The organism is Streptomyces sp. NPDC055078 (assembly GCF_053607985.1).
In genome coordinates this window covers 1-15163 of sequence record NZ_JBSGUP010000139.1, presented here as the reverse complement: position 1 = coordinate 15163, position 15163 = coordinate 1, and the positions used below count along the sequence as shown (strand labels likewise).

Here is a 15163-nt window from a genome sequence, read left to right as displayed (position 1 = left end):
GTCACGGGCGACGTCGCGACGGCGCGCAGCGGCGGGACGCCGGCGAGGTCCCTCTCCGCCATCTCTCGGCCCGTGCCGCTGTGCGAACCCCGCGGCTCGGGCGATGGGCCGCAGCCGAGCCGCCCTCGCGGGTGGTGCCGGCCGAACGGATCGGCACGATTTCTGCGGAAGGCCAAGGGAGATCGCCGGGGGCCATGCCGGTGTGCCGGACCGGGCGGTGCTCGGCGCGCGACTCCGCCGGATCCGGCATGCCGGACTGTTCGGCGGGGGCGCCTACGACTCTGCCGTCACCCCAGCACCGCCGTGCACTCGATCTCCACCATCAGCTCCGGCAGCGCCGCGGTGTGTCTGGAGTTGCACCTTCCGCAGCGGTATGTGGTCCGGTGGACCCACGTTCCGTCCCATTGAGGAAGGCCCTGCTCATGTACTCGTCCTTCATTCCGCCGCGCCAGGTCAGGATCGGTGACGCGGCGGCCTTCGTCGGCACCACACCGCGGGCGATCCGTCACTACCACGACATCGGTCTGCTCCCCGAGCCCGAGCGGGGCGGCGACGACCGCCGCCGCTACAGCTACGAAGACATGATCCGGCTGCTGTGGATCCGCAAGATGGCCGACGCCGGGATCGCCCTGGACGACATCCGTGACGCCTTCACCGATACGGCTTCTGCCGGTGCCGACAGCGACGACGGCATCGCGAGCATCCTGGAACGGCTGGAGGAAACCCTCGTCGTCCAGGAAGCAGAACTGCGGCGGCAGCGAACTGCCGTGCAGCGCATGCGCACCGAAGGCAGCAGGATGGGCCTGCTCTCCGACTTCGTCACCAGCCGCCTCAAGAGCCTGCCCGAGGGCTCCCTTCGCCAGGCGGACCTGGACAGCCTGCTGGTCACCGAGCGGATCTTCGGCCCGCTCGGTGCGGCCGTCCAGGCCACCCGTTTTATTGCCCTGGCCACCCACGCGGATCTGCGGGAGGAATCCGACTGTGTTGATGCCGCCGAGGAGGCACTCGATGACACGATCGCTGTCGATGACCCCCGCGTGGCCCGGGTGGCTGCCGAACGACACGCCTTCGAAAAGGCGCTGCAAGCCGTCATCGAGGATTCGGACCTGGCGCAGAGCGACGATGCGCTCTTCGACTCCTGGGACGCTTTGCACCCTGCTACCGCTGATGAGGGCAGGGACGAGGACGGCCGAGATTCTGGTAGTGGCAGGCAAGACTCCATGAGCGCATTCGAAGCCACCGGCAAAATGCCCTACGACTTCTCCCCGGCCCGCCTGCGCTGCGTGGAATTGGCCGAAGAACTCGCCGCCCACGAGTCACCCGCTTCCTAGAACACGGCCTAGATGTACTGACCTGCAAGGTCCGCCGCCCCGGGCCGCATGAGCTCGGCGGTACGTTCGGCGGTGAGCGGCCCGGCGGCCGGGGAGCAACAGCCCCCGGTCTCCTCGGCGGCGCGGCGGATCAGCGCATGCGGAGCATCGAGGCAGGCTTCGGCGACATCACCACGGATTGAGGCTTCCTGATTCCCCTGCCTGGGGTCGCCGTGCGGAATTCAGAACGGTCTCGGCGAGGGCTTGCAGACGCACCGCCACCGAGACGCGGAAGAAGGGCTCCGGCTCGCGCCAGGCGCTGCCGAGCAGCTGGGTGATCCTGTCCATCCGCTGCAGCACGGTGTTGTTGTGCACGCCCATCAGCCGCGCTGTGCGGGCAGGGCTCGCGTTGCACTCGACGAACCGGTGGAGCGTGGCGAGCAGGTCGGTCCCCCGCTCGGCGTCCCAGCGCTGGACGGGACCAATGGTGTGGTCGATGAACTGCCGCACACTGGAGGGGTCGCTGGCGAACAGGGTGGTGTACGGCAGGTAGGCGTCGGCCGCGACCGCGCCCGCGTCGACGCCGAGGGCGGTCAGCACCCGGCCGCAGTCCCGAGCCGCGGAGAAACGGGCGCTCAGTTCGTCAAGAGTCTCCGTGGGGGCCCCGGCGACGGTCAGCACCTCGCCGAAACCCGTCTGAGCACACACGCGGTCGCGGACGGCGGTCGCGGCGCGTTGCGGGTCGCCTTCCGGTACGACGAGCGCGATGATCCCGTCCACTTCGCCCGCCAGGCCGGACGGCGCGGCAGCCGTCTGCGCGGCCCGCAGCGCCGCACGGCGCTGCTCGGGCGCCACGACCATGATGACGACGGTGCGCAGGTCGTCCGGGCGCAGTCTGCGGGCGCGCAGCCGGGCGGGCAGGCTGGAGTGACGCCGGATGTCAGGACTGACCAGGTCGCCGAGAAGTTCGCCGCGCACACGGTCTTCGGCGTGGAGGGCCGCGTCCTGTTTGAGCGTGAGGAGCGCGGTGATCTGTGCGGCGCGCTCGATGGTGTGCTGCTCCACCGAGCCGAGTTCGACCGCGCCGTCACCGATGAGCAGACTGCCGAGCATCATCTCTCCGGCGAGCACGGCGACCGCGGCGTGGAAGTCGCCTGCCGGCGGCTTCAGCGGAACACAGCGTCCGGAGCGCAGGCTGTCCGTGACCGCCGACCGGACGGCGGGCGGGTCGATCACCGAGGCGGTGCTCCGGTCGTCGGACGAGGCGAGCGCGGCGTAGGTTTCGTCCAGGATGACCACAGGTCTGTGCAGCGCCGCTCCCAGAGTCCGCGCGACATCGGCGGCTCCGCCTCCGCGCAGAACCACGGCGGTCAGCTCCTCGTGCACCCTGCTGGCGCGTTCCATCGCCTCGACGTGCTCGGCGAGCGCGTCGTACGCGTGCTGTGTCTCGGCGGCGGCGGCCCGGGTCCGGGTGAGCAGACGGGCCGATTGCAGCACGACGGCGACGTTGTCGGCGAAGGCCGACAACAGCAGTACCTCTTCCGGGGAGAACGCGTGCTCGTTGCGGTTGGCCGCGAACAGCACCCCCAGGATCTGATCACCGGCGGTCAGCGGGACGCCCAGGATGGAGACGAGGCCCTCGGCGCGGACGGCGTTGTCGATGCCGCTGTCATGCGTCACGTCGTGCAGCTGCTCGTAGCGCGGGGTCCACTGCGGAGCGCGGGACTCGACGATCTTGCCGGCCAGGCCGATGTGGGGCGGCACCCTCAGTTTCTGGAAGGACGGGGTGACTGCCCCGGCGGTGGACCGAACCCTCAGCTCGCGGGTGGTCTCGTCGAACTCGGACAGGTAGGTGACGTCGGTTCCGGCCAGGTCGTGGGCGCGCCGCACCAGCCGAGTGATCAGCAGATCCACGTCGTGCAGTTCGGCGAGTTCCCGCGCGCTGGAGAACAGCGCGGCCAGTTCCTGGCCGCGCCGGTGCAGCCGGGCCATCGCGCCCTGGAGTTCCTGAACCCGCCGGCCCACCTGTGTGGCCGTGGCGGTGTCGAGCCGCTCGGTGAGCAGCAGGTCCGTCACCGCGTCCGGTTCGTCCGGCCGGCCTTTCGCGGCGAGGTCGAGCAGGGCCAGGACCGCGGGCACCGAGATGCCGACCGGCGGCGCCTGTTCGGCATCTCCGGGCGCTCCCACATCTACCACCCTGTGTGAATCATCCACCAAGAACTCCGCAATGTGTATCAACTATACATGGCAGCCGTCACACCCAGTCCCTAGAGTCTGGAATGTGACAGCGGGGCCATCCAGCCGACATCCGCCGGTCACGACGCAACAGCCGATCAGATCTCGGCCCTCTGTCGCCAGACACGCCGACCGTCCCCACGAGCTCCTCACCGCAGGACATGATCATGTTTGTTGAACAGTCACCCCTCTCCGCTTTGCTCCACCGGCACGGCGGGACCACGCTCCGGCAGCGCTCCGCAGTGTGCGCCATGGCCGTGGAAACCCCGGCCGTCCCAGCTCTGCGGGCCTTCACACGCGACATGGCGGCACAATGGGGGGCACACGCGGAGACCGTCGACGCTCTGTGCCTGATCACAACGGAACTGGTAACCAATACCGTGCTGCACAGCGGAAGCTCCGACGTGAGTCTGCTGCTGACGGTCGGCGATTCGACGGCCGCCGTCGAGGTCAAGGACGCCGGCAGGTGGCAGGAACGGCACCGTGCCGTCGGGACGCCCGAGCAGAGGGAGCACGGGCGGGGGCTGCGCCTGGTCCACGCCTACTCCACGACCTGCCGGGTGGAGCGGACCTCGTACGGCACGGCTGTGTGCGCCGAGTTGCGGATCCCGCCTCCCACCACCAAGGCCGCTTCCGCGACCTGCCCCGTCGGCGGCCGACGACGGGGCACGGAAGCGGCCTGACCGGATCCCATCCCCACGGGCGCCCCCGATGTGCCTGGTGCCGGCGCCGTGGCGATGTGACACCCGCAGGAAGGAGGCACTCACGATGCCCGGTCCCGAACACCACCGCCCTGCGCGGCACCCGGACCCGTCGAGACCGTGCAGGTGCCCGTGAGCGTCCGTGCACCACTGATTTCCGTATGGACCGCTCGTCCGCCTCCCCCGAGGCTCGTCGTTGGAAGCAGGAGGACCCATGGCAGTCAACAGCCGGCTTTCCGGTATGAAGGACCTGTCGGTCGGTGAGCGCCGCGCCCGCATCGCGCAGAGCGCCTCGGTCGGACCGGAGAGTCTGGAGGCGCTCGATCCCGGGCACGGCCTCACCCTGGAGCAGGCCGACCACATGGTCGAGAACGTAATCGGTGTCCTCGGCGTCCCGCTGGGCGTGGCCACGAATTTCACCATCAATGGCCGCGACTACCTGATCCCCATGGCCACCGAGGAGCCATCGGTGATCGCCGCGGCCAGCAACGCCGCCCGTATCGCCCGTATCGCCGGGGGATTCGCCACCTCGACCACGGAGCAGCTCATGCGGGCCCAGCTCCAGCTCCTCGATGTCGCCGATCCGCACACCGCCCGGCTACGGCTGCTCGAAGCACGTGAGGAACTCATCGCGCTGGCTGACGCGCAGGACCCCCAGCTCGTGCGCTTCGGCGGCGGCGTCCGGGATGTGGACGTACATCTGGTCCACGCTCCCGCCGGCACGTATGTGGTGCTGCACCTGATCGTGGACGTGCGCGACGCGATGGGTGCCAACGCCGTCAACACCATGGCGGAAGCGATCGCCGGGCGGGTCGGCGAGATCGCCCGGGGCCGCACGCTGCTGCGGATCCTCAGCAACAAGGCCGATCTGCGCCTGTGCCGGGCGCGTGCCGTGTTCGACGCCGACGCGCTCGGCGGGCCCGAGGTGGTCGACGACATCGTGCACGCCGCCGCCCTGGCCGAGGCGGACCCGTACCGGGCCGCCACCCACAACAAGGGAATCATGAACGGCACCATCGCCGTGGTCCTGGCCACCGGCAACGACACCCGCGCCGTCGAGGCCGGTGCCCACTCCCACGCCGTCGGCGGACACGGCAGGTACACCTCCCTGTCGCACTTCGAGAAGGACTCCGACGGCAATCTGGCCGGTGCGCTGGAGCTGCCGATGGCGGTCGGCCTGGTCGGCGGGGCCACCAAGGTGCACCCGGTCGCGCGGTGCGCCGTGGCCCTGCTCGGCGTCACCACGGCCCGTGAGCTGGGCGAGGTCATCACCGCCGTCGGCCTGGCCCAGAACCTCGCAGCGGTCCGGGCCCTGGCGGCCGAGGGCATCCAGCGCGGCCATATGTCGCTGCACGCCCGCAACGTCGCCGTCGCCGCCGGCGCCACCCCGGAGGAACTGCCGCTCGTGGTCGCCCGGCTGATCACGGACGGGGCCGTGCGCGGCGACCACGCCGGAGAGGTCATCGCCGAGCTGCGCGACAACGCCTGAGGTCCGCGCCTCACCGCCCGCACGTTCAAGAGCCAAGGGAGACACTGAGACATGGCACTACACGTTGGTATCGACGTCGGTGGGACGTTCACCGACGCGGTCGCGGTCCTCGACGGCCGTACGTTCCGCGGCAAGGCGTTCTCGACGAAGGACGTCACCACCGGCATCCTGGGTGCGCTGGCCGTGCTGCGAGAGCGCGCGGACCTGTCCGAGGAGGACTTCTACCCGGCAGTCGACCGGTTCGTGCTCGGGAACACGATCGTCACCAATGCGGTCGACGAGCAGAAGTACGCCACGGTGGCCCTCCTCACCACACAGGGGTTCCGCGACACGATGCGGATCGCCCGGTCGGCGCGGACCGACGAGCGCGACCCGCACAAGATGCTGTCGCCGCCCGACATCGTCGAGCGCGGCCGCACGATCGAGGTCGCCGAACGCGTCGATGCGCACGGTGATGTCATCGTGCCGCTGCGGGATGAGGTCATCGCCACAGCGGTGGACGCCGCGCTCGCCACGGGTGCCGAGGCCGTCGCCGTCTGTCTGCTGTGGTCGTTCCGCAACCCCGCCCATGAGCAGGCCATCGGCCGCTACCTGCTGGAGAACCATCCCGGCGTACCGTTCACCCTCTCCAGCAGCCTGACCCCGGTCTACCGTGAGTACGAGCGCATGGTCACCACAGCCCTCGACGCCGCGGTCAAACCGCTCGTCGCCTCGCACTTCGACCACCTGGCCGAGGAGCTGCGCGCCCGCGGCCTGCGCGCCCGTGTGCAGATCATGCAGGTCCACGGCGGGTTCCTGTCGGTCGAGGAGACGAGCAAGGCACCGATCTCCATGTTCAACTCCGGGCCCGTCGGCGGTGTCACCGGCGCCCGGCTGCTCGGACAACAGCTGGGCAGGCGCCGGGTGCTGACCGCCGACATGGGCGGCACCAGCCTGGACGCCGCCGCGATCATGGACGACGAGTTCCGGCTGCTCTCCCGGGCCGAGATCGGCGGTCTGCCGACGAGTCTGACCGTCGTCGACATCGAGACGATCGGCGCCGGCGGCGGCAGTGCCGCCTGGGTGGACGGCCGCGGTCTGCTCCGGGTCGGACCACACAGTACGGGCTCCACTCCCGGACCCGCCTGCTACGGCAACGGCGGCACCCGCCCGGCGGTCACCGACGCCGCGCTCGTGCTCGGCCTCATCAACCCCGGCTACTACCTCGGCGGGACCGTCGACCTGTACGAGGACCTGGCCCGCGAGGCACTGCGCGAGCACGTCGCGCAGCCGCTCGGGCTGACCGAGGACGCCGCTGCCGAGGGCGTGTACCGCCTCGCCACCTCGCAGATGGCCAACGCGCTGCGCAAGATCACCGTCAACCGCGGCCACGACCCCCGCGAGTTCACCCTCGTCGGCTTCGGCGGCGCCTGCGGCCTGTTCGCCACGAGCATCGCCGCCGAGATCGGCGTGACCGAGATCGTCATCCCCGGCAACGCCGCGGTGTTCTCGGCCTACGGACTCATGCACGCCGATTCCGTCTTCTCCGCCGTGCGGACCAGCCCTTGGACGATGCGGCAGCCGGCCGCCGACCTGGACCGCGAGTTCCAGGCCCTGGAGCGGCGCGCGCAGGCGTGGTTCGACACCGAGGGCATCCCCGAGGACCGGCGTGAGCTGCACCGCGAGGCCGACATGAAGTTCGTCGGCCAGATCTTCGAGGTCACCACACAGCTCGAAGCCGGGGCCTTCACCGAGGCCGGCAAGGACGAACTGCGCGCGCGGTTCATCGCCGACTACGAGAGCGAGTTCGGAGCCGGGACCGCGTGGACCGAGACCGACATCCTGCTGGTCAACTCCCGGGTGCGCGCGGTCGGCCGCAGTGATGTCCAGCAGGTCCGACAGCAGGTGGACGCCGACGCGGAGAGGCACGTACTGCTGCGCCGCAGCATCCTCGAACCGGCGACCGGGGCACGGACCGATGTGGACGTGCACCGCGGCTTCGCCGCGCTGGGCCGGGCGAAGGGACCGTGCCTGCTGGAGGAGCCCGACACCACCGTCTACGTGCCCGCCGGCGCCACGGTGGAGCTGACCGATGCCGGCCACTTCCTCATCCTGCTCGACCCGACCCGCTGAACCGCACGGCTGCTTCCAGGAGGCCCTCATGACCGTATCCGCCGCCAGCCGGCTCCCCGCCGGGTTCGACCCCGTCACGCTGGAAGTCATCCGCATGCGCCTGGACTCCATCGTCGAGGAGATGGGCATCGCGATGGTCCGCTCGTCCGGCTCTCCGGTGATCACCGAGGCCGGCGACTTCAACACCGCGCTCTTCGACCCGACCGGCCGCATCTACGCCTACTCCGACTACGTCCAGTTCCATATCGGCTCCGGCAGTGTCGCCGTCCAGAATCTGGTCAGGGAGATCGCGGGCGAGCCGCTCCAGCCCGGCGACGCCTTCATCAGCAACGACCCGCACACCGCTGGCGCGAGCCACCCGCCGGACACGAACGTGATCTCGCCGATCTTCCACGGTGACGAGCTCATCGGATGGGCGCAGTCCCAGGCCCACCTCGTCGACGTCGGCGGGATGACACCGGGCGGCTTCGCCCCCGACGCCTACGACTGCTACAGCGAGGCGCTCCGCCTGCCGCCGGGCGTGAAGATCTTCGAGAAGGGCGAGCCCGTCGCATGGGTACGGCGCATCCTGCTCAACAACGTACGGGTGCCCGCGCTGTTCTGGAACGATGTGCGCAGCCTGGTGGCCAGCAACAACACCGGGATCCAGCGGCTGCTCGCCACGATCGGGGAATTCGGGCTCGATGAGTTCCGCGAGTACACCCGGCTCAGCTTCGAACTGGCGGAGCAGGTGGTCCGTGACCGCGTCGCGAAGATCCCCGACGGAACGTACGCGGCGGAGGAGTGGACCGAGCACAACGGCCACGTCGACGAGCTGTACCGCGTCGCCTGCACCATGACCAAGCGGGGCGAGCAGATCACCTTCGACTTCACCGGGTCCAGTGAGCAGACCGACGGCTTCGTCAACTGCAGCTACGGAGCGCTCGTCGGGAGCATCGCCACGGCGATCGTGCCCATCCTCGCCTGGGACGTACCGTTCAACGAGGGCGTCATGACCGCCTTCGAGGTCATCGCCGGACGGGGCTCCATCGTCAACCCCACACCGCCGGCTCCGATCAGCAACGGGCACCTCACGACCGGCGCCCGCGTCAGCCGGCTGGTCACCAAGCTGATGAACGACGCCTGCCGGGGCAGCGCCGACGAAACCGTCCGCGACCGCACCCAGGGTGTGTGGGCCGACTCGTGGACCGGCGGCATCTCGGCCGGCACCTCGGACGACGGCGAGTACTTCGTGCTGTTCAACATGGACGGCGGAGGCATGGGGGCGGGAGCCCAGCCGAACACCGACGGTCTGGACTGCGCCGGGATGATGACACAGGTCAACAACATGCTCCCGGACGTCGAGATGAACGAGATGCTCTATCCCCTCCTCTATCTGTGGAAGCGGCTCAACATCGCCAGCGCCGGGCACGGGGCACACCGCGGCGGCCTGGGACTGGAGTTCGCCTGGACCCTGCACGGGGCGCCCTCCGTCACCCAGACCGTGTTCGCCCCCAGCGCCCAGGTGGTCGCCGACGGATACGGCGGCGGGCTTCCCGGCGGCGGCAGCGGGCACCAGATCCTGCGCCGGACCGACATCGCCGATCTGCTCGCCGCGGGCTCGGTGCCCACCGACGACAGCCTGGCGTACGGGGAACGGGAGCTGCTGGCCATCAACCAGTCCTCGGTGCCGGTCTCGGCCGGCGACGTCTTCGTGCAGTGGACCGCCGGTGGCGGTGGCTACGGGGACCCCCTCCTCCGCGACCCGCGGCTCGTCGCCAAGGACGTCCGGGACGCGTACATCACCGCCCACGCGGCGTCCGCCGTTTACGGCGTGGTGCTCGCCGCCGGTGCCGTGGACGCCGCCGCGACGGCGCGCACGCGCCATGCGATGCGCGCCGCCCGGATCGGCGGGGAACCGGCCGTGCCGGTCATGGCCGACGCGGCTGCCGGTGCGTCCGCGCCCCGCCGTACCGCGGACGGCTGGTACTGCCCGGCCAGCGGCGCCCGCGTCAGCACCAGGGACGACTGGCGGGAGGACGCGGTCGTCACCACGCGCGTCGCCGCCGCCCGGCTGGGCGAGTACGGCGTCCGCCTACGGTCCCGGGACCACGGGCAGCGGGTGCTCCTCGACGAGTTCTACAGTCCGCGCTGCGGCACACTGCTCGACGCGCGCATCCGGGTCGAAGCCGCCGCCGGCTGATTCCCCAGCGGTCATCGAAGAAGGAGGTGTTGTTGCGTGATGGAACTCAACGGTGAGTTCAACCTTGATGCCGTCCTGCCGGGCGGCGCCACTCCCGGGGCGCTGCGCGGCGTGGTGGTCCTCGACATCACACGGGTGGTCGCCGGGCCGTTCTGCTCGATGCTGCTCGCGGATCTCGGAGCGACGGTCATCAAGATCGAGAATCCGAAGGACCCGGACTACGCGCGCGCGTTCCCCCCGCTGCTGACGTCGCCGGACGGTGACGCGTTCAGCGCGTTCTTCGCCCAGTACAACCGGAACAAGCTCGGCATGACCCTGGACCTGTCCCGGCCCGATGGCAAGGAGCTGCTGCGCGAGCTGGTCAGCCGCGCGGACGTCCTGGTCGAGAACTTCCGCGGCGGAACCATGGACAGGCTGGGCATCGGCTACCGCGAGCTGCGGAAGGTCAATCCGCGTCTGGTCTACACCGCGATCTCCGGCTACGGCCAGACCGGCCCGTACCGCCGCAAGCCCGCGTACGACAACAGCGCGCAGGCCACCGGCGGGCTGTGGTCCATGAACGGGTTCCCCGACCGCCCGCCGGTCCGGGTCGGCACCATCATCGGCGATCTGTCGGCCACGCTCTACGCCGTGATCGGCACGCTCGCCGCGCTGCGACACGTCGAACACACCGGTGAGGGGCAGCTGGTGGACGTCTCCCAGCAGGACTCGGTGCTCAGCCTGACGGAGAACGCGGTCGTCTCACACACCGTCGAGGGCAGGGTGCCGACACCACTCGGCAACGAGCATCCGTTCGTCAAGCCCTACGAGCTGTACCCGTGCACGGACGGCTTCGTCTTCTTCGGTGGCTACACCGACAAGTTCTGGCGGTTGACCTGCGAGATGTTCGGCGAACCCGAGCTGGCGGCCGACCCGGAGATCGACACGATGGCCAAACGGTTCACACCGGAGGTCTACGAACGCCGCGTACGGCCGCTGCTGCACAGGTGGTTCGCCGACCGGACGAAGAGCGAACTCGAGCAGCTGGCAGGCGACCTCGTACCGCTGAGCGCGATCAAGGACATCGGGGAGGTCATCGCGGATCCTCAGATCCAGGCCCGTGACATGGTCGTCGACGTCGAGTACCCCGACTTCGGCCGGCTCCGCATGTTCGGCTCACCGATCAAGCTCGATGTCACCCCGGCCGAACCCCGGGGTCTCGCTCCCCAGGTCGGCGAGCACACCGACCAGTTGCTCCGGGACTTCGCGGGCCTCTCCGCGGAACGCATCCGCGCCCTGCGCGACGCGGGGGTGGTCTGAGATGAGCGGCATCACGCTCGACCGCGACGGGCCGGTCGCGCTGATCCGGTTCGACCGGCCGGAGAAGCTGAACTCGCTGACCCTGGCGATGTACGAGGAGCTGGGAGCGGCCTTCGACGAGGTCCGCGACGACGAGTCGATCGGTGTCGCGGTCCTCACCGGCAGGGGGGACCGGGCCTTCTGTGTGGGAGCCGATCTCACCGAGTCGATTCCCGCGCTCGCCGAGGGACGGTTCGACATCTCCCGCTGGGACAGCGCCCACCAGAAACACACCACGTTGTTCAAGCCGGTCATCGCGGCGGTCAACGGGCTGTGTCTCGGCGGAGGGTTCGAGATCATGCTCTCCACGGACCTCCGGATCGCCGCCGGCACGGCCGAGTTCGGGCTCCCCGAAAGCGGCGTCGGAGTGGTTCCGGCCGGCGGCACCCTGACCCGGCTGACCAGGCAGATCCCCTACGTCTGGGCCATGGAGCTGATGCTGCTCGGCGACCGGATCCCCGCGGCCACCGCCCTGCGGTACGGTCTGCTCAACGCCGTGGTTCCCGCCGACCGGCTGCTCGATGCGGCGATGGAACAGGCGCACCGGCTCACCGCCCGCAGCGGCACCGCCCTGGAGACGATCAAGGAGTCGGTGCTGCGCCTCGGAGACCTCCCGCAGGACCAGGCGTTCCACTCCGAGGCGCTGTACGGGCAGCGGGCGTTCACCGCCCCGGACGCCCGGGAAGGGCTGGCCGCGTTCGCCGAGCGCCGTCCACCCGACTTCCCCTCGCGCCGGAACGCCGGGAAGCCCTCCGTATGACGGAGCCACGGCGGAACACCGCTCACCGGCCCGCCGTCGCGAGGCGCTCGTCGCCGCGCATGGCGTTCCGCGTGGCCACCCTCTTCGTCCACCCGCTCACCACCTGGCGGACGCCATGACATCCAGGAACCCATCGTCCATGAACGCGCTGCCCCGCACCGCCCCCCGGCCAGGCATGCCGGAACGGGTCCGCGTCTACGAGGTCGGCCCCCGCGACGGCCTGCAGGCCGAGAGCGTCCGAGTTCCCACACCCGTCAAGACAGAGTTCATCCGGCGGCTCGCCGACGCGGGTCTGACCACCATCGAGGCCACCAGCTTCGTCTCCCCCCGGTGGATACCTCAACTCGACGACGCGCACGATCTGCTCACCGCCGTGACATCCCTCGATGGCATCCGCCTGCCGGTGCTCGTTCCCAACGACCGCGGACTGGACCGGGCACTGGCCGCCGGTGCCCGGGAGATCGCCGTCTTCGCCAGCGCGACGGAGTCCTTCGCGAAGAACAACCTGGCCCGGGACGTGGCGGGTGTGCTGACGATGTTCGAGCCGGTCGTACGCCGGGCCCGCTCCGCGGGCCTGCCGGTGCGCGGCTACGTGTCGATGTGCTTCGGCGACCCGTGGGAAGGCGATGTGGAACCCCACCAGGTCGCCTCGGTCGCCCAGCGGCTCCTCGACATGGGCTGCACGTCCCTGTCGCTGGGAGACACGATCGGAACCGGCACACCCGGCCACGTCCTGGAACTCCTGGACACGGTACGGGGTGTTGGCATCCCCACGGAGCGGATCGCCCTCCACTTCCACGACACCTACGGGCAGGCACTCGCCAACGTGCACGCCGCGCTGACCGCGGGCATCACCGAGTTCGACAGCTCCGCCGGCGGCATCGGGGGCTGCCCCTACGCCCGCAGCGCCACCGGCAACCTCGCCACGGAAGACCTGCTCTGGATGCTGCACGGACTCGGCATCCACACCGGGGCCGACCTGAACACCCTGGCCGCCACCAGCCACTGGATGGCCGAGCACCTCGGCCGCCCGAGCCCCTCCCGCGTCGTCACCGCCCTGGCCCAGCGCCGGCCTGTCGGGCCGGGAGCGGAGATCACGTGAGCAGCCTGCACCGCCGCTGATCAGTGCTTGCGGTCATGGCCGCCCACGCCTGCCTCACCGTCCTGCGGGCCCGCGAACTCGGCACCGGGAAAGCAGAAACGGAGCCTCCCAGCTCATACCCCTCACCCTCCCCGAACTCCGACGCCTGGTCACCCGACTCACCCGACTCACCCGGTCTCGCCCAAGCGCCGAACACGTCCCGCACTGGTCCCACTGGCGCCGCAGACGCCAGCTCCAGGCCCGCATCAGCCACGACAAACGACGCGGCCACACACCACCAGAAGCCCACAAACCCAGCTGGCCGGCGTCCGGGTGATCGTCCCGTCCACGCTGCCGCCACCATCGGCGGATGGATTCCACCGCGAACTCGCCGGTGTCGTGGTCGGTCCCGACGTTGACCCATCCGGTGTTGCGGGCGATGTCGTAGATCCCGTAGGGGATGACCACAGGCTGGTCGCTGGTGATGAAGGTATGAGAGTCGACGCGGACGGGGTTCTTGCCTGGCCGCCAGATGCGTCCAGGTCGGTCGCGGTTGCCGAGCCACTCCTTGGCCTTGGTGTCCACGCTGATCACCGGCTGGCTGTCTTCGAGGAAGGCCGCGGCGGTGGCGTTGATGTGCGTGAACTGGGCATCCCGGTCCGGGTGGCTGGTGCCTTCTGTGGTTTTGGCGGTGCCCTGCAGGCTGTATCCCGCGGCATGCAGCAGGCGTCCGGCGGTCGCCGCACTGACAGGGTGACCCTGAGTGGTCAGTGCCGAGGCCAGGGACCGCAGCGAGAGCGTGGTCCAGCGTAACGGTGAGACGGGATCGCCCCGGGTTGTCGGCTCGATCAGAGTTTCAAGCGCGGGCAGCAGACCCGGATCGGTGACCGTCACCGGCTTACGGCCGGCTCCTGGAGCACGGATCCGGCCAGCCGGCAACAGGGGCCCGGACAGCTCGGCGATCCCGCGCGCGATGGTGGCTGCGCTGGTACCAGAAGCGGCTGCCACCAGTGTGATCCCGCCCCGGCCAAGCGCGACGGCTTCGCTGGCCAGGTAGATCCGACGGCGCCGTTCATCGAGATGAGGAAGGAACTGATCGAACTTCGTCCTCAAAGCCACAGCCGAGGCCCGAGCGGACGTACCCGCAGTCACACCTCATTGTCCCGCCAACACCCCGCCACCGAGCAATAATTGAAATACAAGCCCCGGCGGTCCCAGAATACTGGCGCTGGACCCCGGCGGAGGTGGTGCCCTTCTTGACGAACCCGGTGTCGTCGATGATGAGGACGCCGCCGTCCTCCCCCAGCTCGGTGGCGACGTATTCTTGCAGGTCGTCGCGTATGTCGTCGGCTTCCCACTTCGCTCCGGCCAGCAGGTGCTGCAGACCGTCGGGAGTGGAGTGGCCCGCCTGCTCGGCCAACTGCCAGCTCTTCTTGCGAGCGACCGGGGCGAGCAGGCCACGCACGTAGTCACGCATTCGACGGCGGAGCTCGACACGGCGGAAACAGTGGCCGATGGTCACGAAGAGATCGTCCAGTTCCAGGTCCCACTGCTCGGCAGAACGCTCGGTGATCACATAAGGAGGCTTCCCCGGACACTGTCGCTATCTGCGGCGTTGCCACACGTTCGAGGGGCGGCCTCTGTGAGACCGCCCCCAACCACCCCACAGGCCGCTACATTCCGCCCCGCCGAGCGAAACCCACAGGTCAGACAGCAAAATCCTGCTGGAGTACTAGCCCAGAGTCTTGGCCGGATCCCTCTGCCACCGCCCGTCAGGACGATCGCCGGGTGGCGCGTCGCTCGAACACGTCCCCGCCCTCCTGGAACTGTCTCCCTGGCGGCTGACGGTGAAGGCCCCCCACGGCGACTACGCAGCCGTCAACGTCCTGTTCGACCAGCGACACTCCGACAGCGTCGCCGACTTCCCTCCCTCGCCCCGGAGCTCATGGCCTACG

At 69.8% G+C, this 15163-nt stretch carries 8 protein-coding genes and 4 pseudogenes; 9 read left to right on the top strand and 3 right to left on the bottom strand.

Annotated elements, in window-relative coordinates:
• Positions 1–422: 422 nt before the first annotated feature.
• Positions 423–1331, top strand: a complete 909-nt coding sequence (locus ACWF94_RS14860) for a MerR family transcriptional regulator (protein WP_453487748.1) — start codon at positions 423–425, stop codon at positions 1329–1331.
• A 168-nt stretch (positions 1332–1499) separates the two neighbouring features.
• Here ACWF94_RS14860 and ACWF94_RS14855 read toward each other — a convergent pair whose 3' ends face one another.
• A complete protein-coding gene (locus tag ACWF94_RS14855; RefSeq protein WP_453487747.1) occupies positions 1500–3497 on the bottom strand; it encodes a helix-turn-helix domain-containing protein in 1998 nt (665 codons plus the stop codon).
• Between the two features lie 209 nt (positions 3498–3706).
• Between ACWF94_RS14855 and ACWF94_RS14850 the strand changes: the two genes are divergently transcribed.
• The 7 genes and pseudogenes from ACWF94_RS14850 (at position 3707) to ACWF94_RS14820 (ending at position 13229) form a co-directional block, all read left to right on the top strand.
• Positions 3707–4228: an ATP-binding protein gene (locus ACWF94_RS14850; protein WP_453487746.1), complete on the top strand. Its 522-nt coding sequence runs from the start codon at positions 3707–3709 to the stop codon at positions 4226–4228.
• Positions 4229–4430: 202 nt separating this feature from the next.
• A pseudogene (locus tag ACWF94_RS14845) lies at positions 4431–5735 on the top strand (hydroxymethylglutaryl-CoA reductase, degradative); the annotation flags it as partial.
• 51 nt (positions 5736–5786) lie between these two features.
• Positions 5787–7847: a hydantoinase/oxoprolinase family protein gene (locus tag ACWF94_RS14840; RefSeq protein ID WP_453487745.1), complete on the top strand. Its 2061-nt coding sequence runs from the start codon at positions 5787–5789 to the stop codon at positions 7845–7847.
• Between the two features lie 28 nt (positions 7848–7875).
• Positions 7876–10029 (top strand): hydantoinase B/oxoprolinase family protein, encoded by a 2154-nt coding sequence (locus ACWF94_RS14835; RefSeq protein ID WP_453487744.1) that lies wholly within the window; start codon positions 7876–7878, stop codon positions 10027–10029.
• A gap of 39 nt (positions 10030–10068) precedes the next feature.
• Positions 10069–11328: a CaiB/BaiF CoA transferase family protein gene (locus ACWF94_RS14830; RefSeq protein ID WP_453487743.1), complete on the top strand. Its 1260-nt coding sequence runs from the start codon at positions 10069–10071 to the stop codon at positions 11326–11328.
• A gap of 1 nt (position 11329) precedes the next feature.
• Positions 11330–12127 carry an enoyl-CoA hydratase/isomerase family protein gene (locus ACWF94_RS14825; protein WP_453487742.1) on the top strand — a complete coding sequence of 266 codons (798 nt, stop codon included), beginning with the start codon at positions 11330–11332 and terminating at the stop codon, positions 12125–12127.
• Between the two features lie 139 nt (positions 12128–12266).
• Positions 12267–13229, top strand: coding sequence for a hydroxymethylglutaryl-CoA lyase (locus ACWF94_RS14820; RefSeq protein ID WP_453487741.1), 963 nt, complete (start codon positions 12267–12269; stop codon positions 13227–13229).
• A gap of 249 nt (positions 13230–13478) precedes the next feature.
• Here ACWF94_RS14820 and ACWF94_RS14815 read toward each other — a convergent pair.
• Positions 13479–14360, bottom strand: a pseudogene (locus ACWF94_RS14815) (ISAzo13 family transposase); the annotation flags it as partial.
• A 52-nt stretch (positions 14361–14412) separates the two neighbouring features.
• Positions 14413–14784, bottom strand: a pseudogene (locus ACWF94_RS14810) (transposase); the annotation flags it as partial.
• A 169-nt stretch (positions 14785–14953) separates the two neighbouring features.
• On the opposite strand from ACWF94_RS14810, the pseudogene ACWF94_RS14805 reads away from it, so the two are divergent.
• Positions 14954–15163: pseudogene (locus tag ACWF94_RS14805) on the top strand (hypothetical protein); the annotation flags it as partial.

Coding starts and splice junctions, on each gene's coding strand:
- ACWF94_RS14860 (WP_453487748.1), top strand. CDS start 423: ATGTACTCGTCCTTCATTCCGCCGCGCCAGGTCAGGATCGGTGACGCG.
- ACWF94_RS14850 (WP_453487746.1), top strand. CDS start 3,707: ATGATCATGTTTGTTGAACAGTCACCCCTCTCCGCTTTGCTCCACCGG.
- ACWF94_RS14840 (WP_453487745.1), top strand. CDS start 5,787: ATGGCACTACACGTTGGTATCGACGTCGGTGGGACGTTCACCGACGCG.
- ACWF94_RS14835 (WP_453487744.1), top strand. CDS start 7,876: ATGACCGTATCCGCCGCCAGCCGGCTCCCCGCCGGGTTCGACCCCGTC.
- ACWF94_RS14830 (WP_453487743.1), top strand. CDS start 10,069: ATGGAACTCAACGGTGAGTTCAACCTTGATGCCGTCCTGCCGGGCGGC.
- ACWF94_RS14825 (WP_453487742.1), top strand. CDS start 11,330: ATGAGCGGCATCACGCTCGACCGCGACGGGCCGGTCGCGCTGATCCGG.
- ACWF94_RS14820 (WP_453487741.1), top strand. CDS start 12,267: ATGAACGCGCTGCCCCGCACCGCCCCCCGGCCAGGCATGCCGGAACGG.